This is a genomic window from Halorubrum marinum, assembly GCF_048381195.1.
Taxonomy (GTDB): Archaea; Halobacteriota; Halobacteria; order Halobacteriales; family Haloferacaceae; genus Halorubrum.
This window is the reverse complement of the sequence record NZ_JBLWMM010000001.1, coordinates 531,466-556,022: the sequence shown is the minus strand read 5'-3', so window position 1 is coordinate 556,022 and position 24,557 is coordinate 531,466. Positions and strand designations below refer to the sequence as shown.

Annotated in this window: 24 protein-coding genes; 15 read left to right on the top strand and 9 right to left on the bottom strand. The window is 66.1% G+C overall.

The window, feature by feature from the left end; genetic code table 11:
- Positions 1-73 precede the first annotated feature (73 nt).
- On the bottom strand, positions 74-931 hold the full coding sequence (locus tag ACNSN4_RS02730) for a DUF7260 family protein (protein ID WP_418284224.1): 858 nt from the start codon (positions 929-931) through the stop codon (positions 74-76).
- A gap of 250 nt (positions 932-1,181) precedes the next feature.
- Between ACNSN4_RS02730 and ACNSN4_RS02725 the strand changes: the two genes are divergently transcribed.
- The 8 genes from ACNSN4_RS02725 to ACNSN4_RS02690 all read left to right on the top strand — a co-directional run bounded on the left by ACNSN4_RS02725 (position 1,182) and on the right by ACNSN4_RS02690 (position 9,621).
- Positions 1,182-2,249: a PstS family phosphate ABC transporter substrate-binding protein gene (locus tag ACNSN4_RS02725; RefSeq protein ID WP_418284223.1), complete on the top strand. Its 1,068-nt coding sequence runs from the start codon at positions 1,182-1,184 to the stop codon at positions 2,247-2,249.
- A gap of 52 nt (positions 2,250-2,301) precedes the next feature.
- The gene (gene pstC / locus ACNSN4_RS02720; protein ID WP_418284222.1) at positions 2,302-3,276 is read left to right on the top strand and encodes a phosphate ABC transporter permease subunit PstC; all 975 of its coding nucleotides are present in this window, start codon (positions 2,302-2,304) and stop codon (positions 3,274-3,276) included.
- Positions 3,276-5,054 carry a phosphate ABC transporter permease PstA gene (pstA, locus tag ACNSN4_RS02715; protein WP_418284221.1) on the top strand — a complete coding sequence of 593 codons (1,779 nt, stop codon included), beginning with the start codon at positions 3,276-3,278 and terminating at the stop codon, positions 5,052-5,054. The genes pstC and pstA overlap by 1 nt, the downstream gene beginning before the upstream one ends.
- A gap of 1 nt (position 5,055) precedes the next feature.
- A complete protein-coding gene (pstB, locus tag ACNSN4_RS02710) occupies positions 5,056-5,898 on the top strand; it encodes a phosphate ABC transporter ATP-binding protein PstB (RefSeq protein ID WP_418284220.1) in 843 nt (280 codons plus the stop codon).
- The gene (phoU, locus tag ACNSN4_RS02705; protein ID WP_418284219.1) at positions 5,898-6,584 is read left to right on the top strand and encodes a phosphate signaling complex protein PhoU; all 687 of its coding nucleotides are present in this window, start codon (positions 5,898-5,900) and stop codon (positions 6,582-6,584) included. Before pstB ends, phoU begins: the two co-directional genes overlap by 1 nt.
- 57 nt (positions 6,585-6,641) lie before the next feature.
- Positions 6,642-7,673 (top strand): PhoU domain-containing protein, encoded by a 1,032-nt coding sequence (locus ACNSN4_RS02700; RefSeq protein ID WP_418284218.1) that lies wholly within the window; start codon positions 6,642-6,644, stop codon positions 7,671-7,673.
- Positions 7,674-7,705: 32 nt separating this feature from the next.
- Entirely contained in the window at positions 7,706-8,221 is a 516-nt protein-coding gene (locus tag ACNSN4_RS02695) for an arsenate-mycothiol transferase ArsC (RefSeq protein ID WP_418284217.1), read from the top strand.
- Between the two features lie 143 nt (positions 8,222-8,364).
- The gene (locus ACNSN4_RS02690; RefSeq protein WP_418284216.1) at positions 8,365-9,621 is read left to right on the top strand and encodes an RNA-guided endonuclease InsQ/TnpB family protein; all 1,257 of its coding nucleotides are present in this window, start codon (positions 8,365-8,367) and stop codon (positions 9,619-9,621) included.
- Positions 9,622-9,656: 35 nt separating this feature from the next.
- Here ACNSN4_RS02690 and ACNSN4_RS02685 read toward each other — a convergent pair whose 3' ends face one another.
- The 3 genes from ACNSN4_RS02685 to ACNSN4_RS02675 form a co-directional block, all read right to left on the bottom strand.
- Positions 9,657-9,986 (bottom strand): ArsR family transcriptional regulator, encoded by a 330-nt coding sequence (locus ACNSN4_RS02685; RefSeq protein WP_418284215.1) that lies wholly within the window; start codon positions 9,984-9,986, stop codon positions 9,657-9,659.
- 276 nt (positions 9,987-10,262) lie between these two features.
- Complete coding sequence (locus ACNSN4_RS02680) at positions 10,263-10,622, bottom strand: hypothetical protein (protein ID WP_418284214.1); 360 nt, start codon at positions 10,620-10,622, stop codon at positions 10,263-10,265.
- A gap of 411 nt (positions 10,623-11,033) precedes the next feature.
- Positions 11,034-11,981, bottom strand: a complete 948-nt coding sequence (locus ACNSN4_RS02675; protein WP_418284213.1) for a VOC family protein — start codon at positions 11,979-11,981, stop codon at positions 11,034-11,036.
- A 129-nt stretch (positions 11,982-12,110) separates the two neighbouring features.
- Here ACNSN4_RS02675 and ACNSN4_RS02670 point away from each other — a divergent pair, with 129 nt between their 5' ends.
- From ACNSN4_RS02670 to ACNSN4_RS02660, 3 genes are read left to right on the top strand one after another with little or no spacing between them, the layout of a single operon-like run.
- Positions 12,111-12,530, top strand: coding sequence for a cobalamin B12-binding domain-containing protein (locus ACNSN4_RS02670; protein WP_418284212.1), 420 nt, complete (start codon positions 12,111-12,113; stop codon positions 12,528-12,530).
- Complete coding sequence (gene meaB, locus ACNSN4_RS02665; RefSeq protein WP_418284211.1) at positions 12,531-13,631, top strand: methylmalonyl Co-A mutase-associated GTPase MeaB; 1,101 nt, start codon at positions 12,531-12,533, stop codon at positions 13,629-13,631.
- A 47-nt stretch (positions 13,632-13,678) separates the two neighbouring features.
- Positions 13,679-14,635 (top strand): alpha/beta fold hydrolase, encoded by a 957-nt coding sequence (locus ACNSN4_RS02660; RefSeq protein WP_418284210.1) that lies wholly within the window; start codon positions 13,679-13,681, stop codon positions 14,633-14,635.
- 5 nt (positions 14,636-14,640) lie between these two features.
- On the opposite strand, the gene ACNSN4_RS02655 is transcribed toward ACNSN4_RS02660, so the two are convergent.
- The gene (locus ACNSN4_RS02655) at positions 14,641-15,222 is read right to left on the bottom strand and encodes a DUF4442 domain-containing protein (RefSeq protein ID WP_418284209.1); all 582 of its coding nucleotides are present in this window, start codon (positions 15,220-15,222) and stop codon (positions 14,641-14,643) included.
- Between the two features lie 183 nt (positions 15,223-15,405).
- Here ACNSN4_RS02655 and ncsA point away from each other — a divergent pair, with 183 nt between their 5' ends.
- Positions 15,406-16,380 (top strand): tRNA 2-thiolation protein NcsA, encoded by a 975-nt coding sequence (ncsA, locus tag ACNSN4_RS02650; protein WP_418284208.1) that lies wholly within the window; start codon positions 15,406-15,408, stop codon positions 16,378-16,380.
- Between the two features lie 44 nt (positions 16,381-16,424).
- Here the strand turns inward: ncsA and ACNSN4_RS02645 are convergent, their stop codons facing one another.
- The 4 genes from ACNSN4_RS02645 to ACNSN4_RS02630 form a co-directional block, all read right to left on the bottom strand.
- Positions 16,425-17,042, bottom strand: coding sequence for a hypothetical protein (locus ACNSN4_RS02645; RefSeq protein ID WP_418284207.1), 618 nt, complete (start codon positions 17,040-17,042; stop codon positions 16,425-16,427).
- An 88-nt stretch (positions 17,043-17,130) separates the two neighbouring features.
- A complete protein-coding gene (ftsZ, locus tag ACNSN4_RS02640; protein WP_418284206.1) occupies positions 17,131-18,345 on the bottom strand; it encodes a cell division protein FtsZ in 1,215 nt (404 codons plus the stop codon).
- A 4-nt stretch (positions 18,346-18,349) separates the two neighbouring features.
- Positions 18,350-18,529, bottom strand: coding sequence for a transcriptional regulator CdrS (cdrS, locus tag ACNSN4_RS02635; protein WP_418284205.1), 180 nt, complete (start codon positions 18,527-18,529; stop codon positions 18,350-18,352).
- 216 nt (positions 18,530-18,745) lie between these two features.
- The gene (locus ACNSN4_RS02630; protein WP_418284204.1) at positions 18,746-19,333 is read right to left on the bottom strand and encodes a double zinc ribbon domain-containing protein; all 588 of its coding nucleotides are present in this window, start codon (positions 19,331-19,333) and stop codon (positions 18,746-18,748) included.
- A gap of 172 nt (positions 19,334-19,505) precedes the next feature.
- Between ACNSN4_RS02630 and ACNSN4_RS02625 the strand changes: the two genes are divergently transcribed.
- From ACNSN4_RS02625 to ACNSN4_RS02615, 3 genes are read left to right on the top strand one after another with little or no spacing between them, the layout of a single operon-like run.
- Positions 19,506-19,901, top strand: a complete 396-nt coding sequence (locus ACNSN4_RS02625) for a DUF7518 family protein (protein WP_418284203.1) — start codon at positions 19,506-19,508, stop codon at positions 19,899-19,901.
- Between the two features lie 21 nt (positions 19,902-19,922).
- The gene (gene smc, locus ACNSN4_RS02620; RefSeq protein ID WP_418284202.1) at positions 19,923-23,507 is read left to right on the top strand and encodes a chromosome segregation protein SMC; all 3,585 of its coding nucleotides are present in this window, start codon (positions 19,923-19,925) and stop codon (positions 23,505-23,507) included.
- On the top strand, positions 23,500-24,507 hold the full coding sequence (locus ACNSN4_RS02615; protein ID WP_418284201.1) for a segregation/condensation protein A: 1,008 nt from the start codon (positions 23,500-23,502) through the stop codon (positions 24,505-24,507). Before smc ends, ACNSN4_RS02615 begins: the two co-directional genes overlap by 8 nt.
- Positions 24,508-24,557 lie beyond the last annotated feature (50 nt).

Sequence of the window (24,557 nt, the reverse complement as noted above, 5' to 3'; positions counted from 1 at the left end):
TCCACGGTAGGGTACTTAAATATACGGCTTGGAGAACTCGGTTCGCGCGGTCGTCGGGGGCGGACGGGCGCCGTCACCGGCGACGGATGAGCGCGCGTTCGATCGACCGCCGCAGCCCCTCGAGCCGGTCGCCGACCGCGCCGACCGTCGCGAGCACGGGATACGTCACGGGGAGGTCGTGGTACAGATACGTCGCGAGGTCCGGGACCGCGTCGCTCAACCGTAGCGATCGACCGATTCCGGCGAGTTCGCGCTGTCTGCGAGCCGCGACCGAGTCGCAGCCCTCTCGGAGCGTCAGCGTCCGAACCCGGTACGCGTCGAGCGCGCCGAACCCCAGCTCGGAGCGGTCCGTCCCCGAGAGCGTCGCGATCTCGCCGAGGATCGAACACAGCCGGTCGGCCGCGCGGTCGATCGACTCGGACTCGGTGTCGAGCGCGTCGAGCAGTCGCTCGCGCTCCTCGATCGCCTCGTCCGTCTCCGAGAGCAGCGCCGACTTGGACCGGTCGTCGAGGGTCGGCTCCCGCGTCAGCGCGACCGCGAGGTCGGGGCCGAACTCCGCGGCGAGGCTGCTCTCGTAGGTGTCGTCGTACTCCGCCTCGTAGTGGGGGACGGACATCACCGTGTCGGCGTACGCGTCCCGTATCGCCACGAGGGGGCTGCCGGCGACCGCGCCGCGGTCGGTCCCGGGCAGTCGGCCGAGTCGGCCGGGAGCGCCGAACCCGCCGGCGGTGTCGACTTCCGCCCCGGACCCGTCGCTTCGGAGCCGCGGATCGGTTCCGGTGGCCGTCCCCGTCGAGACGCGCCGAACCCGGGTCCGAAACGCCTCGAACGCCTCCCGCTCGTCGACGGTTCGGCGGCGCTCGACGCGGAGCGTCTGGCGGGCGGCGCGCAGGACGTCGGCGGGGTCGTCGCCGGAGGGGTCCGTCGTCATACGCGGGGACACAGCGAAAGGGCGTTTAAACGATTATATGAGGGGTATCGTACGGATCGGACCGCTCCGGAGCGGTCAATAGCCGAGTCGGGAGCGGAGCGACACGAATACAAAAAGTCCGACACGAACTATATAGGGCTATATTGGCCACTGTTGCGTGTATAGCCGCCCGTACCGGTACCGAGAACTACTACGTCCCGTATATATCTCATAGCATACTACTTAACCGAAAATCGGTCATAGACGGGTGATGGCATCAAGCCACGACGCGGAGACTCAGGGCATCACGCGGCGGAAATCGCTCGCGGCGCTCGCGGGTGCGGGGGCGTTGGCGCTTGCCGGGTGTACGGAGACCGAGGGAGAGGACGGGTCCGGAGACGACGGCTCCGGAGACGACGGCTCTGGAGACGGTGGCTCCGGCGACGGGAGTTCCGGCGACGGCGGCTCCGGTTCGCTCTCCGGGTCGATCAACATCGCCGGATCGTCGACCGTGTTCCCGCTGATGAGCGCGGTCGCGGAGGACTTCGCCCGCGACAACCCGGATGTCGCGGTTGACATCAGTTCGACGGGCTCGGGCGGGGGGTTCTCGAACTTCTTCTGTGTCGGCGAGACGGACTTCAACAACGCCAGTCGACCGATCGCGCAAGAAGAGCAGGATCTCTGTGCCGAGAACGGCGTCGAGTACGTCGAGCTGATCGCGGCGACGGACGCGCTGACCGTCGTGATCAACAACGACAACGACTTCGTCGATTACCTCACCGTCGAAGAGCTGGCGCGTATCTGGGAGGCGGACGCCGCTGAGACGTGGGACGAGGTCCGTGAGGAGTGGCCGAACGAGCCGATCGACCGCTACGGTGCCGACGACACCTCCGGGACGTTCGATTACTTCATCGAGAACGTCCAAGGCGAAGAGCGCGGCCACACGGACGACTACCAGGCGACCGAGCAGGACAACACCATCGTGCAGGGAGTCCAGGGCAACGAGTACGCCATCGGCTACTTCGGCTTCTCGTACTACTACCTCAACCCCGACTCCGTGACGGCCGTCCCGATCGACGACGGGAACGGACCGGTCGAACCGACCCTCGAAACGGCGGCGTCCGGCGAGTACAGTCCGCTCTCGCGGCCGCTGTTCACCTACCCGTCGATGGACGCGCTCGCCGAAGAACACATCGCGGAGTTCGCCCGCTACTTCGTCGAGCAGACGACCAACGAGGAACTCGTCGCCGGCGACGTCGGCTACGTTCCCGCGACCGAGGAGACGCAGGCGGAGCAGATGCAGCGTCTCGAGGACGCGATCGAGCAGGCACAGGGGTAACGGAGACGATGACTCGGCGCACTGAACGACGACAATTCGATCGCGATCGGCCATGAGCGGAGGCACCGACGGCCCCGACCTGCAGCGACGGAGCGGGCTCGGGCGACTAAAGGAGGGAACTTACGGCGGGTTCTTCGCCGCGTGCGCCGCGGTCACTCTGCTCACCACCGTCGCGATCTTCGTGACGCTGCTGTCCGACGCGGTGGTGTTCTTTTCGGAAGTACCGATCGTCGAGTTCCTCACGAGCACCGACTGGAGCCCGAATCCGCGGGGCGGCCGACAGGTGTTCGGGATCGTCCCGCTCGTGATCGGGACGCTCACCGTGACGATCACGGCGGCGTTCGTCGCACTGCCCGTCGGGACGCTGACCGCGATCTACCTCAGCGAGTACGCCACCCAGAACGCGCGCTCGGTACTGAAGCCCCTCTTGGAGATACTCGCCGGGATCCCGACGGTCGTGTACGGCTACTTCGCGTTGGTGTACGTGACTCCGGCGCTGAAGGCGACGCTCTTCCCGGAAATGAGCACGTTTAACGCGCTTTCGGCGGCGCTGATGGTCGGTATCATGACGATTCCGATGGTGTCCTCTATCTCCGAGGACGCCATGAGCGCGGTGCCGGACGACCTGCGACAGGCCGGTTACGGGCTCGGCGCAACGAAGTTCGAGGTGTCGACGGGGATCGTCGTTCCCGCGTCCATCTCCGGGATCGCTTCCTCGTACATCCTCGCCGTCTCCCGCGCCATCGGCGAGACGATGATCGTCGTCGTCGCGATGGGCGCGCAGGCGCGGATGCCGGAAGTCCGAGAGGCCGCGTTCGGCGTCCCGTTCGTCAACCCCGCCGACGTCCTGCTCGACTCCGGAATGACGATCACCGTCGCGATGGTGCAGATCGCGAAAGGCGACCTGACGGGCGGGACGTTGCCGTACGACGCGATGTTCGCGCTCGGTCTCACGCTGTTCGTGGTGACGCTCGTAATGAACGTACTCAGTGACATTATCGCGGAACGATATCGGGAGGAGTACTGATGGCGACGGATACTGACACCGCTCGCGGCGGGGGGTTCGGCGAGGTGAGTCGCGTCCGAGGGGTTGCCTTCGAGTACCTCTCGCTCGGGGCGAGCGTCCTTGGCATCGTCGCGCTCGCGGCGCTGCTCGTGTACGTGACGATCGACGCGTTCGATCTGGTGAACGCGAACCCCCTCTGGCTGTTGACGTACTTCCTCACGCTCGTCGTTCCGTTCCTCGGATTCTGCCTGTACAGCGCCCGTGACCGAGCGGTGACGCGCCGCGCGGTCGCCGTGGCCGGCGGCGGACTCGTCGCGGTCGCCGCGGTCTTCACCGCGGTCGAGACGTTCGTCGGCCAGATCCCGCGACTCAACTGGCAGCTCGCGTACCTATTCGTCGTCGTCGTCCCCCTCACCGGATACCTCACGTACATGGGAGCGCGCGGCCGACCCGGATCGGTCGGCTTCGGGCTCATCGGACGGCTGATCGGCGGCACCGCCATCGGGCTGGCGCTCACCGTCCTCTTTTTGGTGTTCGACGCGCGGCTCTGGTTCCTCGCCTACACGCTCGGGGTCGCCCCGGCGGTGCTCGTCTACGGATACGGTCGACTCCGGGACGCCCCGCTCGCGCTGACGGCCGCGGTCCCGATTGCGCTCCTCGGAACCTTCGCGGCGGCGCTCTTACGACCCGTCGTCGACACGTACCCGACGACGATATTCATCTACCTCTGGACGCTAGCGATCCCGATCGCGGCGGCCGGAGCCCTCGTCGTGAACGCCCGGGCGAGCCGGACGGCGGCACTGGCCGTGGGGGGCGTTCCGCTCGTTCTCGCGACCGCCGCCGGACTCTTCGGAGAGACGCTCGGTCTGGGAGTCGGAGGGCCGAACGCGCTGGTGGTACTCGCCGTCGCCGGTACACCGACGGCCGTGTATCTCCACCGCGTGTTCGACGTCGGCGAGGGCGTCGTCGGGGTCGGGCTCCCTGTCCTGCTCGTCGGCGGTGCACTCGTCGGTGCGCTCGTCGTCGAGACGTTCGGCTTCCCGGCGCCCGACCCGTGGCTCGACGCGTCGTTCGTCACGAGCGCGCCGTCGAGACGGGCGGTCGACGCCGGTCTCTACCCGGCGATCGTCGGATCGGTCATCATCATCGCGATGGTCGCGGTGCTTTCGTTCGTCCTCGGCGTGGCGACCTCCGTGTTCTTGGAGGAGTACACCGCGGACAGCGGCGTCGTCGGCGCACTGACGCGTCTTCTCCAGATCAACATCGCGAACCTCGCCGCAATTCCGTCGGTCGTGTACGGGCTGCTCGGGCTCGCGGTGTTCGCGAACCTCCTCGGGTTCGGCTTCGGGACCGCGGTGACCGCGTCGCTGACGCTGTCGCTGCTGATCCTTCCCATCACGATCATCTCCGCGCAGGAGGCGATCCGGTCGGTCCCGGACGATCTGCGTCGCGGATCCGACGCGATGGGCGCGACTCGGTGGCAGACGACGAAGAACGTCGTGCTGCCCGAGGCGCTCCCCGGTATTCTGACGGGGACCATCCTCGCGCTCGGACGGGCGATCGGCGAGACGGCCCCCCTCATCATGATCGGAGCGGCGACGACGGTGTTCAGCACGCCGACGAGCCTGTTCAGTCGGTTCAGCGCGATGCCGATGCAGATCTTCGCGTGGTCGGACTTCCCGCAAGCGGAGTTCCGCTACGGCGTCGTCGCTGCCGGAGTTATCACTCTGCTAATAATCCTTATTGGCATGAACGGAACCGCAATTCTGCTACGGAACCGCGCGGAGCGCGGGAGCTAACATGAGTAACACCGAAACCAAAACGGAAACGAACGACTCGCTCATCACGACAGACGTACAGACCGGATCGAGCAGACGAGCCGACGCGACCGCGGAGACGGCGGTCGCCGCGCGCGACCTGAACGTCTTCTACGGCGACGAACAGGCGATCGACGACGTGTCGATAGAGATTCCGGAAAAGCGGGTCACCGCCCTGATCGGACCCTCCGGGTGTGGCAAGTCGACGTTCCTCCGGTGTATCAACCGGATGAACGATATGATCGACGTCTGTCGAGTCGAGGGGGACGTGGAGTTCGGGGGGAAGAACGTGTACGACGACGACGTCGACCCCGTCGCGCTGCGTCGGAAGATCGGGATGGTGTTCCAGAAGCCGAACCCGTTCCCGAAATCGATCCGCGACAACGTCGCGTACGGCCTGAATATACAGGGGTTCGACGGCGACGTCGACGAGCGCGTCGAGGAGTCGCTGAAGAGCGCCGCCCTCTGGGACGAGGTGAAAGACCAGCTCGATTCCTCCGGGCTCGACCTCTCTGGCGGGCAGCAACAGCGGCTCTGTATCGCTCGCGCCATCGCGCCCGACCCGGAGGTCATCCTGATGGACGAGCCGACCTCCGCGCTCGACCCGGTCGCGGCCTCGAAGATAGAGGACCTGATCGACGAGCTCGTCGAGGACTACACGGTGATCATCGTCACGCACAACATGCAGCAGGCGGCTCGCATCTCCGATAAGACGGCCGTCTTCCTCACCGGCGGCGAGTTGGTGGAGTTCGACGACACGAGCACTATCTTCGAGAACCCCGACGACCAACGCGTCGAGGACTACATCACGGGGAAGTTCGGATAATGCCCCGCGAGAACTACCAGCGCCGGCTCGACGCGCTCCGAGACGAGGTCGTCGAGATGGGCGAGCTGGTCGGCGAGCGGTACGACGCGGCGATCGACGCCGTCGAGACGGGCGACGACGCCCTCGCTCGCGAGGTGATCGAGGGCGACCACGAGGTGAACGAGCGGTACCTCGCGATCGAAGACGAGTGTACGGACCTCATCGCGCTCCAGCAGCCGGTGGCGGGAGACCTGCGTTTCATCGCGGCCTCGTTCAAGATCATCACCGACCTCGAGCGCGTCGCGGACCTCGCGACCAACATCGCCGGGTACGGCGGACCGGACGGCGGCGTCCATCCGGCGGTCAACCTCCGCGAGCTGGCCGAGACCGCCGGAGCGATGCTCGCCGACGCGGTCGCGGCCTACGAGGCCGGTGACATCGCGGCGTGCCGCGAGATCGCCGCCCGCGACGACGACTTCGACGAGCGGTGCCGACGCGCCAGCGAAGCGGTCGTTCGAGAGCTCCTCGAGACCGACCGCGCTCGGAACGGACACGCACGTGACGATGAGGGCCTCGAAGTCCCCCTCGACGAAGTCTCGCGGGCGTTGTTGGCGGTTCGCGACCTCGAACGCGTGGCCGACCACGCCGTCAACATCGCCGCGCGTACCCTCTACATGGTCGAGAACGACGACGAGCTGATCTACTGAGCCGAGAACCGATGGACGATCACACGCGGGCGGCGGCACACGGACCGACAAACGCTCATGACTAACATCGACGGGCCGTACGACCGGAAGATGCAGCTAACGGGGGGTGCGACGTACACCATCTCGTTGCCGAAGGCGTGGGCCGACGAACACGAGCTCGACGTCGGCAGCCGTCTGCGGATCCACCCGCGAGGCGAGCGACTGCTCGTCACGCAGCCCGACGCACGCGACGCCGACGTGACGGTCATTTCCGCCGATCTCGACGAGACAACGGCGATCTCGAGAGCTATCACCGCGGCGTACGTCGCGGGCGTAGAGACGATCCGAATCGTCGACATCGACGCCGCGAACGGCGAGACGGAGCGGATGACGAGAGCCGCGGTCCGGAGCGCCGTGGACTCGCTCGTCGGCCTCCAGCTGACCGAGGAAACGGACGAGACGGCGGTCGCGCGGGCGATGCTCGACGCCGATGACCTCTCCGCTGCGCGCACCGTCGCGCAGATGAAACGGATCGCACTCGACATGCACGCCGACGCGATGCGCGCTGCCCTGACCGGGGATGAAGACGCAGGGCAGGTGATAGCCGCTCGGGACGACACCATCGACCGGTTGTTCGGGCTGGTCTCACGGGAGTTTCACCGGTCGCTGGGTGACGTTGCCGGTCGCGAGGACGGACTGACCCGCTTCGAGTATTACACGATCGCCAGACAGCTCGAACGGACCGGCGACCACGCCGAGAACGTCGCAGAGGCCGCCGCGCTGATCGACTCGCCGCCGTCGGACGCCCTCGCGACGAGAATCGAGGACCTCGCCGCCGAAGCGCGGGACGTCGTCGGCGACGCGGTCGACGAGATGCTCGCCGGATACGACCCCGATCGGCTCAACGCCGTGATCGCCGACGGTACCGCAGTGGCGGAATTGGCGGCCACGCTCGACCGCGATCTGTACGAGCAGAACCCGACGAGCGGATACGCGCTCGCGACCGTCCTCGACAGCGTGTCACGGACCGCGGAGTACGGCGTTAACGTCGCAGAAATCGGTCTCAGGGCCGCACACCGGCCGACCGGGACCGATCCGGAGAGCCACTAGAGTTCCGACGGGCACTCAACGGACATTCAACCATGACTGACACAACCGATCTGACGGACGACGAACCGACCGCGAACGACGAACCGACTGAAAAGGAACGAGCAGGAGACGCGGCGGACGAAGGCGACGAGACCACGCTCACGTTCATGTGCGTCCGCAACGCCGGCCGGAGCCAGATGGCGACGGCGTTCGCGGAGCGCGAGCGCGACCTGCGCGGCCTCGGCGACCGCGTCGCGATCGTGACGGGCGGCACGATGCCCGCGGAGAGCGTGCACGACGTCGTCGTCGAGGCGCTCGCTGAGGTCGGTCTCGACGTGAACGGGCGAGAGCCACAGCACGTCTCCGACGAGACGCTCGCGGCGTCCGACTTCGTCGCGACGATGGGCTGTTCCACGCTCGAACTGGACGGCGTCGATACCGACGACTGGGACCTCGACGATCCGGGCGAGCGCCCGATCGAGGAGGTTCGCCCGATTCGCGACGAGATCGAACGCCGCGTGATCGCCGTCTTCGACGAGCGGTTCGGCGAGTACGACGGCGAGCGGTAACGGAGACCGCCTTCAACTGAAGCGGCAGCGCGGAGTCCCCTTCCTCAAGGAGCGACCAAAGGGAGAGAGTAGGGAGGGGAAGAGCGCGTTTGTGTCGGTCACAGAAACCAGTCTATAAGAAGCCACAATATTACATTGAAACTGTGGCAGACGACTACGTGCGTCGGACGGCAATCACTCGTCTCTCGGTAGATGGTAAGCAACGCGAGTTGCTTGAGGAAACCATCTCTGAGTGGAAGCGTGGTTGCCAGCTCGCCACCGACATTGCGTGGGGCAAGTGCAACGCCAAGAGCGACGTACAGCCCCTCGCCTATGACGACGTGCGTGAGCAAACCGGCCTCGGGAGTCAGCACGCGATTCTCGCCACCCACCAAGCCGCACAAGCTATCACCGGCTGTATCGAACGTCGGTCCAACGGCAAGAAGGTCAGCAAGCCGACGTTCACCGCACCCACGGTGAAGTACGACACCCGAACGATGACGCTGTTCGATGACGACACAGTTTCTCTCTCCACCACGGAGAGCCGCGTCCGGTGTTCGCTCGCCCTTCCCGATGCCGAGGATGGCTACCAACGGCAGTACCTCAACTCTGAGGAATGGAGCGTCACGGAAAGCACGCTCACCGCCCGTGGCGGCGACTACTTCTTGCATATCGGCTTCCGCCGACCGAAGACCGACACCGAACAGAAAACCGCCGAGGACGGAACGGTCCTCGGGGTTGACCTTGGCATCGAAAACCTCGCCGTCACCAGCACCGCCTACTTCTTTAGCGGACGGGAATTAACCCATAATCTCCGCGAGTTCGAGAAGGTGCGTGCCGGGCTCCAACAGGCCGGAACGCGAAGCGCCCACCGAACGCTCGAACAATCAAGTGGTCGGGAGATTCGGTACATCCGCGACGTACTCCACCGGGCGTCGAACGCCATCGTAGACGAAGCACTCCGATACGAGTGCGATGTGATCGCGTTCGAGGACCTAACCCAAATCCGCGAACGCACGGGTGCGTCGTGGGGGCACAAGTGGGCGTTCCGAACGCTGTACGAACAAGTCGAGTACAAAGCCGAAGTGAACGGTATCTCGGTGCGGCAGGTGGGTTCAGCGTACACGTCGAAACGATGCGCCGAGTGTGGCTTCACAGCCGACGAGAATCGCCCGAGTCGAAACAATTTCTGCTGTCAGAAGTGCGAGTCGGAAGCGAATGCAGACTACAACGCGGCGAAGAATATCGGTATGCGGTACGTCCGTCGAGGCCAACAGTCGTCTCGGCGGACGGGCGACAGTCAGCTCGCCCTGAAGTCTGGAACGGTGACGCTGAGTGGCGGATTTACCGCCCACCCGGACGGGTTCGAGGTCAAGGACACGGACAAGCCCCACCCTCAACGAGCGAAGTCGACAGACTGAGCGAAGTAGGGTGGGGTAGTTGACAGCCTACCCGCTTACAGCCACTCGTCGGGGAGTTCGTCTTCGTGGGCAGCGAGCATTTCGAGCAGCGGGCGGATCTCTTTGAACTTCGCACCCTTCGAAATCTCGTTGCTGTCTCGGTTCCAGTCGATGTACCCGTAGTCCTCCAGTTTGGGGAGGTGAACGTGTTTCATCCCGACGATCCGCTTAAGCTCCTCGTCGTCCGATTCGTCCGCGTCGACTTGTACCGACTCATCGTCCTGCGGATTGTGAACGAGTAATGCACGGAGCAACTTCCGGCGCTGAACGTGCCCGAGAGCATCGAGGCACTCATCAAGTGTTCTCTCAACTGCGACGCTTTCCATACGCTCTGCAGATGTCACAAGCGGAAGTAATCACGCGGTATTCACTGCAGACTGTTTGAGGAGTAAGTGAGTGACACCGAGGGGGATTCGCTGAACGGAAGGCGCCGAGACGAGTTCGCTGAACGGAAGTCCGACACTCGCGCGATCGACGAGGGGTCAGCCGGTTGAACTATCGAGCGCGCTCGATGTCTGTGTGACACAGACACCGAGAAGTTCGTTCAGAGAACACCGCAAAGCGCGTATCCATCAGAGATCCGAAACGATGTTGCAGTGCACTCAGTCGATAGTCGGATTCGTCGGGTGGAACACCCCCGCGGGATTTCCGCGGTGAACCCAGACGTGCAGCGCCCAGAACGGTGATCCGGGAATCGGTCCCCAGCCGTTTTCTTCTGACACTGCAAGGCTGCGACCGGCGGACTCGTCTGAGAAGATATTGCCGGGGACACCGGTCTCGGAGTGGGCGAATTCGACGCCGCCGAGCCGAAGTTTGTCATCGTGAGCCGGGTCGTGAATATCGCTGGGTCCCGGATTGTAGCTGCCAGTCGTGTAGTAGACCAGAATTGGTGGTTCCGAGAGATCGACCGGCGTACTCGCATCACCAGCGAAGAGCGCCGAATTGACGAAATGGAATCCCATGTTCGGGACGTACGGAGACACCATGGTATCGTATCCGTCCTCTCGTGCAGTGGCCACGTCCCGGTACTTCCGTGTCGCCGCTCGAACCTCGTTGAGTTCGCACGCGAATGTGTCGCTCTGTGCGCTCGCTGCCCCGACGGGACCAGTGAGAAGGGCCGTACCGGCCGACCCAAGCCCTACCGTCTTCAGTAACGGGCGTCGTCCGACTGCGAGACTCTCGTCTACCGATGCGTTGTGTATCATTGATACTCAGGACTCTTAGTGGCTTTGTGAGCCGTTAACTCATTCCACATGTAGTATGCTAGCATGAGTTAGCTGAGATCAGTCCTCCAACCGGTGACGGGTACACGCGCCGTATTGACCACCGCGGGTCACAACGCGTTATAACTCAGTACGTCGCCGCGTGTCCGGTCACTCCGTTCGAACGCGAACCTCGATACCGTCGGCGTCCGTCACGGCGATCCCGTCTTCCCGTTCGTCGACGGCGAGGTCGACGTCGCCACCGGACGCCACCGCGTCGAGCCGGGTCCGTACCGCGTTCAGGGCGGTCGCGTCGGGAACGATCACCTCGAACCACGCGAGCCCGCGCCCCGCAGCGGGCGTCGTCCGTCCCCGCCACGTGTTCGCGGCGAGGTGGTGATGGTAGCCTCCGGCCGCGACGAACCGAACGTCCGGTCCCGTCATCCCGACCTCGAAGCCGAGTCCGTCGACGTAGACCGCCTCGAACGCCGACAGCGACGTGGCTTCGAGATGAACGTGGCCGAGGTCGGTCCCGAGCGGGACGCGGTCGGCAGGGCCGGAGTCACCGGCGTCGGTCGGTTCGCCCGCCGCCGCGGCCACTCCCTCGGTATCGAGCGGTTCGGTCGCCATCTGGACCGTTCCGTCGTCGGCGACCGGCCAGTCCTCGCGGGGACGGTCCCGATAGATCTCCACGCCGTTGCCTTCGGGGTCGTCGAGGTACAGCGCCTCGCTGACGAGGTGGTCGGACGCGCCGCCGAGCCGCCAGCGGTCGCGGACTCGGCCCAGCGCCTCGCCGAGCGCGGCCCGCGACGGGACTCGGAACGCGGTGTGGAAGAGCCCGGCCTCGGTGGGACCGCGCTCGGGGCGATCCGGGTCGCGCGTCAGGACGAGCAGCGGGACGGGGTCGCTGTCAGCGTCCGCAGCCCTGGCGGCGCTGTCGGCGTCCCCGGGTCCGGCGGCGACGCCGAGGACGGCCGTCTCGTCGTCGCGATCGAGGACGACGAGTCCGACGACGTCGCGGTAGAAGACGGTCGTCTCGTCGAGGTCAGCGACGCGGAGCGCGGCGCGGCCGATCCGCGTTCCGGCGGGGAGCCCACCGGCCGAGGAAGGGTCTGTCATGTCGCACACAACGACCGTCCGCGCGTTCAACGCGTCGGTCGTAGATCGCGGGGGGCTGTGAGTCGTCGACGACGAAATATGTCCCGAACGTCCGTTAGAGTCAAACGGGCCCGCGACGCAGTACCCGATATGAGCGTCGAACAGGAGGAGCGAGCCATCCGGTGTCTGGTCGCGAAAGTCGGCTTGGACGGCCACGACCGAGGTGCACACGTTATCGCGCGGGCGTTCCGGGACGCCGGCTTCGAGGTGGTGTACTCCGGGCTGCACCGCGCCCCGGACGACATCGTACAGGCGGCGGTCCAAGAGGACGTGGACGTTCTTGGCATCTCGATCCTCTCGGGCGCGCACAACACGCTCGTGCCGAAGGTGATCGAGGGGCTCAAGGAGTACGACGCGTTCGAGGACACCCTCATACTCGTCGGCGGGATCATCCCCGACGACGACGAGGCCGAACTCAAGGAACTCGGCGTCGCCGAGGTGTTCGGCCCCGGCACTCCGATGGAGGAGACGGTCGAGTTCATCCGGAACAACGTTCCGGAGCGGGCGTAGATGGACGGGCCGGAACGCGACGGGTCGGCGACACCGAACGCGCCGGGCCTGAGCGACCGCGACGCCGCCCTCGTCGACGAACTACTCTCGGGGAGCCATCGGGCGCTCGCCCGCGTGATCACCCGGATCGAGAATCGCTCGCCGGGGTACCGGACGATCGTCTCCGCGCTCCACGCGCACACCGGCGGCGCTGACGTGATCGGGATCACTGGCTCGCCCGGCGCCGGAAAGTCAACCCTCGTCGACAAGCTCGCGGCCACGTACCGGGAGCGCGGCGACACCGTCGGCGTCGTCGCCGTCGATCCCTCGTCGCCGTACACCGGCGGCGCGGTGCTCGGCGACCGGATCCGGATGGGATCGAACGTCGGCGACATGGACGTGTTCTTCCGGTCGATGAGCGCGCGCGGCCAGCTCGGCGGGCTCTCCATGGCGACCGCGGACGCCGTGAAGGCGCTCGACGCCTTCGGGAAGGACGTGGTGATAATCGAGACGGTCGGAGCCGGGCAGAACGAGGTCGACGTGGTCCGGACCGCCGACACGGTCGCCGTGCTCGTCCAACCCGGCTCCGGCGACGACATTCAGACGCTGAAGGCCGGAATCTTAGAGATCGGGGACGTGTTCGTCGTCAACAAGGCCGACATGGACGGCGCCGAGCGAACCCTCGCCGAGCTGGAGGAGATGGTTCACCGACGCGAGAGCCCGACGAAGGGACTCGACACCGGTCACCACGGATTCGAGGTTCCGGATCACCCTGACGACGGGGTGTCCGCCGACGTATCAGCCCCGTGGACTCCCGAGGTCCTTCGGACGGTCGCCAACACCGGCGAAGGGGTCGACGAGCTTATCGACGCCTTCGCGGCCCACGCGGCGCACCTCAGCAACAGCGGCGAGATCGAGGAGACCGAACGCCAGCGGTACGCCGAAGAGATTCGAACCCTCGTGCGCGCGGACGTCGGTGCGCTCGCGACCGCGGAGATCGATCGGCGCGGCGGTATCGACGACCTCGCCGACGCGGTGCGCCGACGGGAGACCGATCCCTACAGCGTCGCCGCGGACATCGTCGCCCCGATCGCCGACTGCGTGGAATCGAACGACCGCTAGCGCGGGCTCCCGCCGATTATAAGTCGCCCGCGAACCAACACGTTTCCATGAGACTCAGGAACCTCGTCGGCAGTGCCCTCCTCGGCGTCGGCGCGCTCGCCGCGCTCAACACCGGTCTCCGCTACGAGGGAGAGTTGGAATCTCCGCTCGACGGCGACGACGGGAGCGTCCGCTGGCGCGGGATGGAGGTCGCGTACACCGAAGCCGGGAGCCCCGACGACCCGGACCTCGTGTTGCTTCACGGGATCAACGCCGCCGGATCCTCCGGCGAGTGGCGCGAGGTGTTCGACGCCCTCGCCGCCGACTACCACGTCGTCGCCCCAGATCTGCCGGGGTACGGCCGCTCGGACCGCCCTCCGCTGCGCTACTCCGCGGCGCTGTACGAGGACTTCGTCCGCGACTTCCTCGATCGGTTCGACGAACCGGCGGTCGTCGCCTCGTCGCTGTCGGCGGCGTACGCCGCGAGGGCGGCCGTCGACGACGGGTCGAGCGACGACGGCGTGACGCTGCGCGGGTTCGTCGGCGTGTGTCCGACGACCGTCGCGGGGCCGAGCCCGCCGAAGCCGTGGCTCCGAGAGCTGATCCGGTCGCCGCTCGTCGGCGCCGCGCTGTTCAACCTCATCGCGTCGAAGCCGTCGATCCGCTATTTCAACGCCGACCACGGCTACGACGACCCGACGAGTCCGAGCGAGGAGTGGATCGACTACGAGTGGCGGACGGCACACGTCGAGAACGCGCGGTTCGCCCCCGCGTCGTTCATCTCGGGATACCTCAACAGCGACCTCGATCTGGCGGCCGCGCTCGCCGAACTAGACGTGCCGCCGACGATCGTCTGGGGCCGCGAGGCCGAGGTGAGTCCGCTCGCGGACGGCCGCGAGCTCGCCGACGCGTCGGACGCGCGCCTCGTCGTCTTCGACCGGGCGAAGCTGCTCCCACACGTCGAGCACCCGGATCGGTTCGTGGAGACGGTCGAGGAGACGCTCGTCGCCGGTGTGACGGCCTGATACGGTTATTCACGCTGCTTGGTCTCCGCCGCGTCCCGTCTGACATACACCGTCTTGCGGCAGGCGGCGTGGACCGTTCCCTCCTCGTCGACGATGGAGACGAGGTACTCGCAGTCCGTCGATTCCCCGGGACTCAACTCCTCGCGAAGCCGTCGTGTTTCCGCTGACGAGAGCTCGAACTCCGCGTACAGCGTGTTCCGGCCCGGCTCGATGAATTCGATGGCGGCCGCCTTGTCCCACACGGTGAAGCCGTCGCCGAGGATCCGGCGGAGCATCGTCATGTACACCGGGTCGATAGCGGCGTAGAGGCTCCCACCGAAGACGGTGCCGACCGCGTTCCGCGTCCGCCAGTTGAACGGAATACGGATCCGGACGTACCGCCAGTCGGCGGCGATGTGGTCGACGCGAGCGCCGGTGCCGCGGTAGGACGGGACGAGGTTGAAGGCGTGTCGCCACAGCCTGGTGCGGAGGCTCTCGGTCGGCAGCGACTCGCGAAGCGGCCGCGGATCGGGGTCGCGATCGACGGCGGTGGCGCCGACGTCGACGTCGTGAGACTGATCGGCGACACCTGACGATGGCTCGGTCACGTCCGAGTGAGACGACTCCGGGGAGAAACCCGTGTCGGAACCGGCGACAACCCGCGGACGGTTGTCGGCGGCGCGTCGCCCTCGTAACTCCGTCGCAGCTGCGGCGTGCCCCCGTCGCGCCGCCGCCGACTCCGGGCGCCTCGCCCGAAACGGGTATCCCCGCGGGTCGGTAACCAGCCACCGATGGAGTGCGACAAGTGCGGGGCCGACGCGATCCACCACGCCGCCTACTCCGGGGCGCATCTCTGTGGCGATCACCTCCGCCGATCGGTCGAGAAGCGTGTGAAACGCCGAATCCGGACGGACTCGCTCATCGATCCGGACGCGACGCCCGAGGACCCCGACCGGTGGGTGATCGGTCTCTCCGGCGGGAAAGACAGCGTCGCGCTGACGACGATTCTCGACGACGTGTTCGGCGAGAACCGGCGCGTCGAGATGCTCGCGCTGACGATCCACGAGGGGATCGAGGGGTACCGCGACGCGAGCCTCGACGCCTGCGTCGAACTCACCGCCGATCTGTCGATCCGCCACGAGGTCGTCTCCTACGAGGAGGAGTTCGACGTGCGGATGGACGACGTCGTCGAGAGCGACCCCGAGAACATGGCCGCCTGCGCGTACTGCGGCGTGTTCCGACGCGACCTCCTCGAAAAATACGCCGCCGAGTTCGACGCCGATAAGCTACTCACCGGCCACAACCTCGACGACGAGGCCCAGACGGCGATGATGAACTTCCTAGAGGGCGACGTGCGACAGGTCGCGAAACACTTCGACGCCTCCCTCGGCCCGTTCGACGAGCGCGAGGGGACCGACCGGTTCGTCCCCCGCGCGAAACCCCTCCGCGACGTGCCCGAGAAGGAGATCGCGCTGTACTGTCACGTCCGTGATCTCCCGACCCACATGGCCGAGTGCCCGCACTCCTCGGAGGCGTACCGCGGCGAGATCCAGTCGGTCATCCACGAGTTGGAGGAGAACCACCCCGGGGCGCGCCACTCGATCATGGCCGGCTACGAGGAGCTGTCGGCGCTCGCCGCCGAGCGCTACCGCGAGACCGGCGACGGCGACTCCCCGGATCTGTCGAACTGCGAACGGTGCGGCTCGAAGACGAGTCGGTCGGTCTGCCGGAAGTGCCGCCTGCTGGACGCCATCGAAGCGGTCTGAACGGCCACCACGACCAGCGCGGTCCGCTGGGGAGTCGCCGCCGCTCACCGCAGCGCGGAGACCGCCCGCTGCACGATACCGTCGGATTCCGAAGTCAGCCCGCCGAGGAACCGCTCTTGAACGTCGGCGACCCTGGACGCGAGGTCTTCCGACACCGTTCGCAGAAGATCGAAGTACCACGCGTGTCGGCGGTGCCGCGACTCGATCGTCCACGAGATGTCGTGCTCGGCCGCCGTATCGGACAGGATCGATCTGGTGAGCCGGACCCCTGTCTCGGCGTCGTAGTCCCGCGCCAGGTAGTGGCGGTACGGGTGGCGGATCGACGAGTACTCCCAGTGCGCGTAGACGTCGACGCCGCCGTCCCCGTCGTGAAGGATCGCGTGTAACTGGTGGTCCGCGAGCAGCGAGTCGCGGGAGACCCACGACCCGTCAGAGATGTTGCCGTCGACGCGAATCTTCAGTGAAGCCACGAGGTTCCGGCTGAATCCGACCGAGGCCAGCAACTCCTCGACCTCCGGTTCCGCGCAGTGTAGCGTTCCGACGTATTCCTCGGAGGGCGTGTCGCTGAGGGCGTAGCCGCCGACCAACGCGTCCAGCGCGCTGTGGAACGCCGGTAGAACCCGCATCCGGAACGCGTTGTAGGTGTCGGCTGGTCGTCCCATACCGACTGTTCACGCCGAAGCGGAATAACGCTGTTCTCGGTGATCGGACCTGGCTCAAAAACAAGCAACTGACCGGGCGTCGGCGGCGTTACCGGATGACGTCGAGTCCGTTGTTCGTCTCGGTGGGTTCGGTGCCGCCGTCCGACTCCCACGCACCGCGGTCGTCGCCGCCGGAGGCGACCGCGTTGCTGGCGCCGTTCTGTGTCGCCCGCGATCGCGAGTCGCCGAGGTCGTCGCCGTCGACCGCGGCGCGAGATTTGTCGGCCTGCTTCTGGGTCGACGGACCGAGCACCTGTGCGCTCTGGACGCCCGTCATGATGGCCATGACGCGGACCTTCCCCTTGTACTCGTCCTGGATGCGGGCGCCCCAAATGACGTTGGCGCTCGCTTCGAGGCGTTCGGTGATGTTGTTCGCGATCCCCTCGGCCTCCTTGAGCGTGAGATCCGGGCCGCCCGTGATGTGGACGAGCCCGCCCGAGGCGCCGCGGTAATCGACGTCCAACAGCGGGTGGTTCATCGCGTCGTTGACCACCTCTTGGGTCTTGTTCTTGTCCTGGGTCTCACCGACGAGCATGACGGCCACGCCGCCCTGGTTCATGATCGTGGACATGTCGGCGTAGTCCAGGTTGATGAGGCTCGGCTGGGTGATCGTCTCCGAGATGCCCTTCACCGTCTCCGCGATGATCTGGTCCATCACGGAGAACGCCTTCCCGATCGGCAGGTTCGGAACGTAATCGAGCAGCCGGTTGTTGTCGAGGACGATGATCGAGTCCGCCTCGTTGCGGAGGGACTCCAGTCCTTCCTCGGCTTTCACCGTGCGAGCGCGCTCGACGTTGAACGGGGTCGAGACCATCCCGACGACGATAGCGCCCTGATCTTTGGCGATCTTCGAGACGACCGGCGCCGCGCCGGTTCCGGTCCCGCCACCCATCCCGGCGGTGACGAAAACGAGGTCGGCGTCGCCGAGGACTTCCTTGATCGTGCCTTGGGCCATCTCCGTCGCGCGTTCGCCCATCTTGGGATCGCCGCCGGCGCCGAGCCCCTGCGTGAGCGACTTGCCCACGAGGATCTTGGTGTCGGCCTCGATCATCTTCAGGTGCTGTTTGTCCGTGTTGATGGCGACGGTGTCGGCACCGTCGACGCCGATGTTGTACAACCGGTTGATCGTGTTGTTTCCGGCGCCGCCAGCGCCGACGATGACGATTCGGGGGTCCCCGAACTCGTCGTCGTCGTCCATGCTGGCGTCCATCTCGCGTTTCTCCGCTTCCGCGTTGTCGAGGGCGTCCTGAACGAGATCTTGCATCAGTTTACACCTTCGCCCAGTTGCGGCTGCGGCCGCGCTCCTCGCGCTCGCCGTCCTGTTCATTTAACATGTCGCGGACGGCCGACCGGATCGCCTCGCTCCGGTTCGGGAACTCACCCGTCTCGACCATCTGTTCAACCTCATCGATTTGCTGTTTCGGAATTCGTAGTGTCACACGCTCCATTGGTATTCCCCCGGTAAGACGGCGAACACGCGACGCGTGTGTCTTACAGCGACGAATCGCCCGACGGCGGGGGGAACCCCCACCGCGGACGGCCACTGTAAGACGACCGTCTTACGCAGTAGAAGTCACCGAGGCTATCAATATAAAACTACCGGCGCTTGTAAGACAAACCGTGAAAACGCTAGAATATAGCCGTTTACAGCGCCTATACGCCACTTATCGATCCTTCAACACGTCCGCCGCCGGGGTTCGACGTCCACAGCCGGGACAGAACGCCCAGTCCGTCCGGAGCTCGTCACCGCATTCACAGAACGCCCTGTGGGACTGTTTCTCACCACAATTCGGGCAGTAAACGTGATCCGACGGGACGATATCGCCGCATCCGCCGCAGGCGTTTTCGCGCGTTTGCACGTCCGTATCCACGGGCGTCTTACGCGTCTTCGACTCGGCGTCACGAGCCGTCTCACGCGTCACACTCGCGTCGCTCTCGTCGGCTCCGGGGGCGTCGAGTGTAACGTTTACGTTGATATCACCGGCGTTTCCGGGCGTATACGCCGCGCTCGGATCCATCGAGCGACCGCCGAGTCGCTCGTCTAACGCCGCGTCGAGCCGCTCCGCGATGAGGTCGTCGACGCGATCGACTAGCGCCGCGTCAACGCTCCCGTCGGACGCGTCCGGTTCGGCGTCGACGACCTCGTTGAGGTGCGTCCGGAGCGCTTCCCGCATCACCTCACTTTTGGAGGCGTCACACGCTTCCAGGCGCTCGACGAGGTCGTCGTCAGCCCGGAAGGTGATCTTACTCATACAGGACGAGTATCTGCCCGGAGTACAAGTATCTTCCCCACTCGTCCGACGATCGACAGACACGTTTCAGTCTCTCGAAACGAACGCCCGCGCGGCCGTCGCGGACCGTGTCACTTGGTCACACATGTGTCTGACACAGGTTTATACGGCCCGCGTGGGCATACGTGTGTATATGAGTAATCGGGTCGAAGACCTCGAACGACAGGTCGCGGAGCTGCAGGCGGCGGTCAACGGGCTCACCGAGGAGCTCGTGGAAATGAAAGAGCGCGTGCGACAGGTGGAAGACGCTCAAGAAGTCGCCGTCGAGGCGGAGGCCGCCTCGGAGCCGACCGAGTCAGAAGAGCCTACGGGGACGACCGGCGGCGAGCGCCGGACCCACTCCGACGATCACGTCGAGGTCGTCGAACGCACCGACGACGGGAAGACGGCCGACGACGCGGAGGCGAGTGACGGCGACGACGTCGTGGCTCCTGAGGAATCGGCGGCGACGCCGGACGCCGAAGCCGCTAAGTCCGACGAGGCGGAAGGCGGCGACGAGGAGTCGGACAGCGACATTATCGTCGCGTAACCGGCTTCGTTCTCGCCCCCCATGCATATCACTGAAGTCGTTTTGGACGGGTTCAAGAGCTTCGGACGGACGACGAGGATCCCCTTTTATGACGACTTCACGGTCATCACGGGGCCGAACGGCTCCGGGAAGTCGAACATCATCGACGGCGTCCTCTTCGCGCTCGGACTGGCGCGCACCCGCGGGATCAGAGCGAAGAAGCTCACGGACCTCATCTACAACCCCGGCCACGACGACGGCGAGGAGACCGGCGGGCCGAAGGAGGCCGCCGTCACGGTGGTGCTGTCGAACGCGGACGGGACGCTCGACCGGTCGCAGGTCGTCTCCGCGGCCGGAACGGAGAACGTCGGCGACGTCTCAGAGATCACGATCAAGCGCCGGGTGAAAGAGACCGAGGACAACTACTACTCGTACTACTACCTCAACGGGCGCTCGGTGAACCTCTCGGACGTGCAGGACCTGTTGGCGGCGGCGGGCGTGACCCCGGAAGGGTACAACGTCGTGATGCAGGGCGACGTCACCGAGATCATCAACATGACCCCCTATCAGCGGCGGGGGATCATCGACGAGATCGCGGGCGTCGCCGAGTTCGACGAGAAGAAGGAGGCCGCCTACGAGGAGCTCGACACGGTCGAAGACCGGATCGGGGAAGCGGACCTCCGGATCAACGAGAAGCAGGACCGGCTCGACCGGCTGGCCGACGAGCGCGAGACCGCGCTCAAGTACCAAGGGTTCCGCGAGGAGCTGGAGGAGTATCGCGGCTTCCTCAAGGCCTCCGAGTTGGAGGAGAAACGAGAGACGCTCGCAGGCGTAGAGGGCGACATCGACGACGCCGAGGCGGAGATATCGGCGCTCCGCGAGGAGCTCGACGCTAGACAGGGGAAGCTCACGCGACTGGAAGAGGACCTCGCGGACCTCAACCACGAGATCGAGACGAAAGGCGAGGACGAGCAGATCCAGATCCGCTCGGAGATCGAGGAGATAAAGGGCGAGATCTCGCGGCTGGAAGACAAGATCGAAGCCGCCGAGGAGCGCGCCGCCGAGGCCGAGACGGAACGGCGCGACGCCTTCGTCCAGATCGACCGCAAGGAGGAGACGATAGACGAGCTCGAGTCGGAGATCCGCGACATAAAGGTCGAAAAGGCGTCGGTCAAATCCGAGATCGCGACGAAGCGCTCCGAGGTCGCCGACGTCGAAGCCGAGATCGAAGGCGCCGACACGGAGTTCGACGAGCTGAAAGACGACCTCTCCGAGAAGAAGGAGGCGATCGAGGCGTTACGCGAGGAGAAAAACGAGACGCAACGCGAGAAGGACCGCCTGCTCGACGAGGCGCGTCGCCGCTCGAACGCGGTGAGCGAGGCTCGCTCGGAGCTGGAAGAGGCGCGGGAAGCGATTCCGGAGCACAAAGCGCGGCTCTCGGAGCTGCACAGCGAGCTCGACAAGGCGCGGAAAAACGAGGAGACGATCGCGGACGCCGTCGCCGACCTGTTCGCGGAGAAGACCGAGACGAGCGAGCGGCTGGAGGCGGTCGAGGAGGACCTCCGCGAGAAACAGAACGAGTACGCCAAGCTGGAGGCGGCCGCCGACCAGCGCGGCGACACCTCGTGGCCCCGCGCGGTGACCGAAGTGAAAAACGGCGGGATCGACGGCGTCCACGGCGCCGTCGGCGAACTCGGCTCCGTCGAGGCGGAGTACGCCGAGGCGTGTGAGACCGCGGCCGGCGGTCGGCTCGCGAACGTCGTCGTCGACGACGACGGCGTCGGGTCGACGTGTATCGACTACCTCAAGCGCCGCAACGCCGGACGTGCGACGTTCCTCCCGATCACGAAGATGGACGACCGAGGACTCCCGCGAAAGCCGTCGCTCCCGGGCGTCGTCGACTTCGCGCGGAACCTCGTCGAGTACGACGCCGAGTACGAGTCGATCTTCTCGTACGTGCTCGGGTCGACGCTCGTCGTCGAGGACATGGCGACCGCCCGCGATCTGATGGGCGACTACCGGATGGTCACCCTCGACGGCGACCTCGTCGAGAAGTCCGGCGCGATGACGGGCGGGTCCGGCGGCGGCTCCCGGTACGCGTTCACCAAGTCGGGCGGCGGGAAGCTCGAACGGCTCGCGACGGAGATCTCGGACTTAGAAGACGAGCGACAGTCGCTGCAGGCCGAGGTCGACGAACTGGCGGCCGACATCGACGACGCCCGCGACCGGAAGGCCGACGCCGCCGAGCGCGTCCGGTCGCTGGAGGCGGACGTCGAGCGCGCGGACGAGGACCTCGCGGACGCCGAAGCGCGGATCAGCGAGCTCGAAACCGAACTCGAGGATCTGGAGGCCGAACGCGAGTCCGTCGACGAGCAGATGACGGAGCTCGACGGCGAGATCGACGGGCTCGACGCCGAGATATCGGAGCTGCAGGCGGCGATCGACGACATCGAGACGGAGCTCGCGGACTCGAAGATCCCGGAACTCTCCGAGCGGGCCGACGAGATCCGCGGCGAGATCGCCGACCTCGAAGACCGGATGAGCTCGCTCGACGGGCGTCGCAACGAGCTGGAGCTGGAGAAGGGATACGCGGAAGACGCGGTCGACGACCTCCACGACACGGTCGAGAAGGCACAGAATCGGAAGGCCGACGCCGAGGAGTCGGTTACGGAGTACGAGACCGCGATCGACGGGAAAGAGGAGGTGCTGGCCGAGAAGCGCGAGGCGATCGCCGACTTGGAAGAAGAGCTGACGGAGCTGAAGGCGGACCGCGAAGAGCTCCGCGAGGAGATCAAGGAGGCCACGCGCGAGCGCGACGAACAGCGCTCGCTCGTCGCCGACGCGGAGTCGACGCTGGAGGACCTGACGGACCGACGCGACCGGCTCGCGTGGGAGATCGACGAGCTGGAGTCACAGGTCGGCGAGTACGACGCCGACGAGATCCCCGACCTCGACGAGGTGGAGTCGCGCATCGAGGAGCTGGAAGCGGAGATGGAGGCGTTAGAGCCCGTCAACATGCTCGCGATAGACGAGTACGACGAGGTGCAGGAGGCGCTCGATACGCTCCAGGAGCGCCGCGACGTGCTCGTCGAGGAGCGAGACGGGATCGAGGAGCGCATCGAGGGATACGAGGCCGAGAAGAAGGCGACGTTCATGCAGACGTTCGAGTCGATCAACGACCACTTCGAGGACATCTTCGCGCGGCTCTCGGCCGGGAGCGGCGAGCTCCTGTTGGAGAACCCCGAGGACCCGTTCGAGGAGGGGTTAACGATGAAGGCGCAGCCCGCGGACAAGCCGGTCCAGCGGCTCGACGCGATGAGCGGGGGCGAGAAGTCGCTGACCGCGCTCTCCTTCATCTTCGCGATCCAGCGGCACAACCCGGCACCGTTCTACGCGCTCGACGAGATCGACGCGTTCCTCGACGCGGTCAACGCCGAGCGCGTCGGCGACATGATCGAGGAGTTGGCCGCGGAGGCGCAGTTCGTCGTCGTCGGTCACCGCTCGGCGCTGTTGGAGCGCTCCGACCGCGCCATCGGCGTGACGATGCAGGGCGACAACCTCTCGGCGGTCACCGGGATGCAGTTCGGCGACGACGCCGACGAGGAGGAGGTGACGGCGGATGACTGAGCCGCCGGAGTCGGCGGGAGGCGTCCCGGACCTCGACCTGACGAGCGAGCGCGACGGCGGGTCGCGAGACGGATCACGAGACGGGCCGCTGCCGGGAGCGCCCGGAGACGACGAGCCGAGCGCGGACGAGACGGGCCCCCGACGAAACGGCGATGTCAACGAGGAAGACGGAGCGCCCGAGAAAGGCGGAGAGCCCGACGGAGACGGCAAAGTCGAGCCCGTCGAGCTCCTCGTACAGCTCGCCGAGGAGGGCGAGATCGAGCCGTGGGACATCGACATCGTGCAGGTGACGGACGCGTTCTTAGAGCGCCTTGACGAGACGGACCTCCGAACGACCGGGCGGGCGCTGTTCTACGCCAGCGTCCTGCTTCGGATGAAAAGCGACGGGATGTTGGCCGACGACGACGATGACGACGAGGAGCCCGAGCCGGAGCCGTGGGAGGTCGCCATGGAGGGCGGCGCGGCCGACCCGGTGGCGGACGGGTTCGACCCGGTCGACAAGCTGGAGGCGGAGATGGACCGGCGGCTCGACCGGAAGAACACGCGGGGATCGCCCGAGACGCTGGACGAGCTCGTTCGGGAGCTCCGCGAGGCCGAGCGCGGCTCGTGGTGGAAGGAGTCCCGCGAGTACGACACCTCCGAGTCGCCGCACGGCTACGGCCGCGGGACGCAGACGCTCGATTACCACACCGGCGACGAGTTCCGTCGCGACGGCGAGCCGACGGCGGCCGAGGCGACCGACCGCACCCACGACGAGGACATCGAAGAGGTGATCGACGACATCGACGGCGCCCTCAGGACGCAGTTCGACCGCGGCCGGACGGAGGTGCTGTTCGCCGAGATCGAGATGGCCGGCGGTCGGCGATTCATGACGTATCTCGCGCTGCTGTTCATGGCGCATCGCGGCTCGGTACGGCTCCAGCAGGACGACTTCTTCGGCGACCTGTGGGTGAAAGACCCCGCGGCGATCTCGGCGGAGTCGGAAGCGATCGCGGACTAGTTCGCGGGGTCACTCGTCGTCTCGGCCACGGAGGAGCGAACGACGAGCCA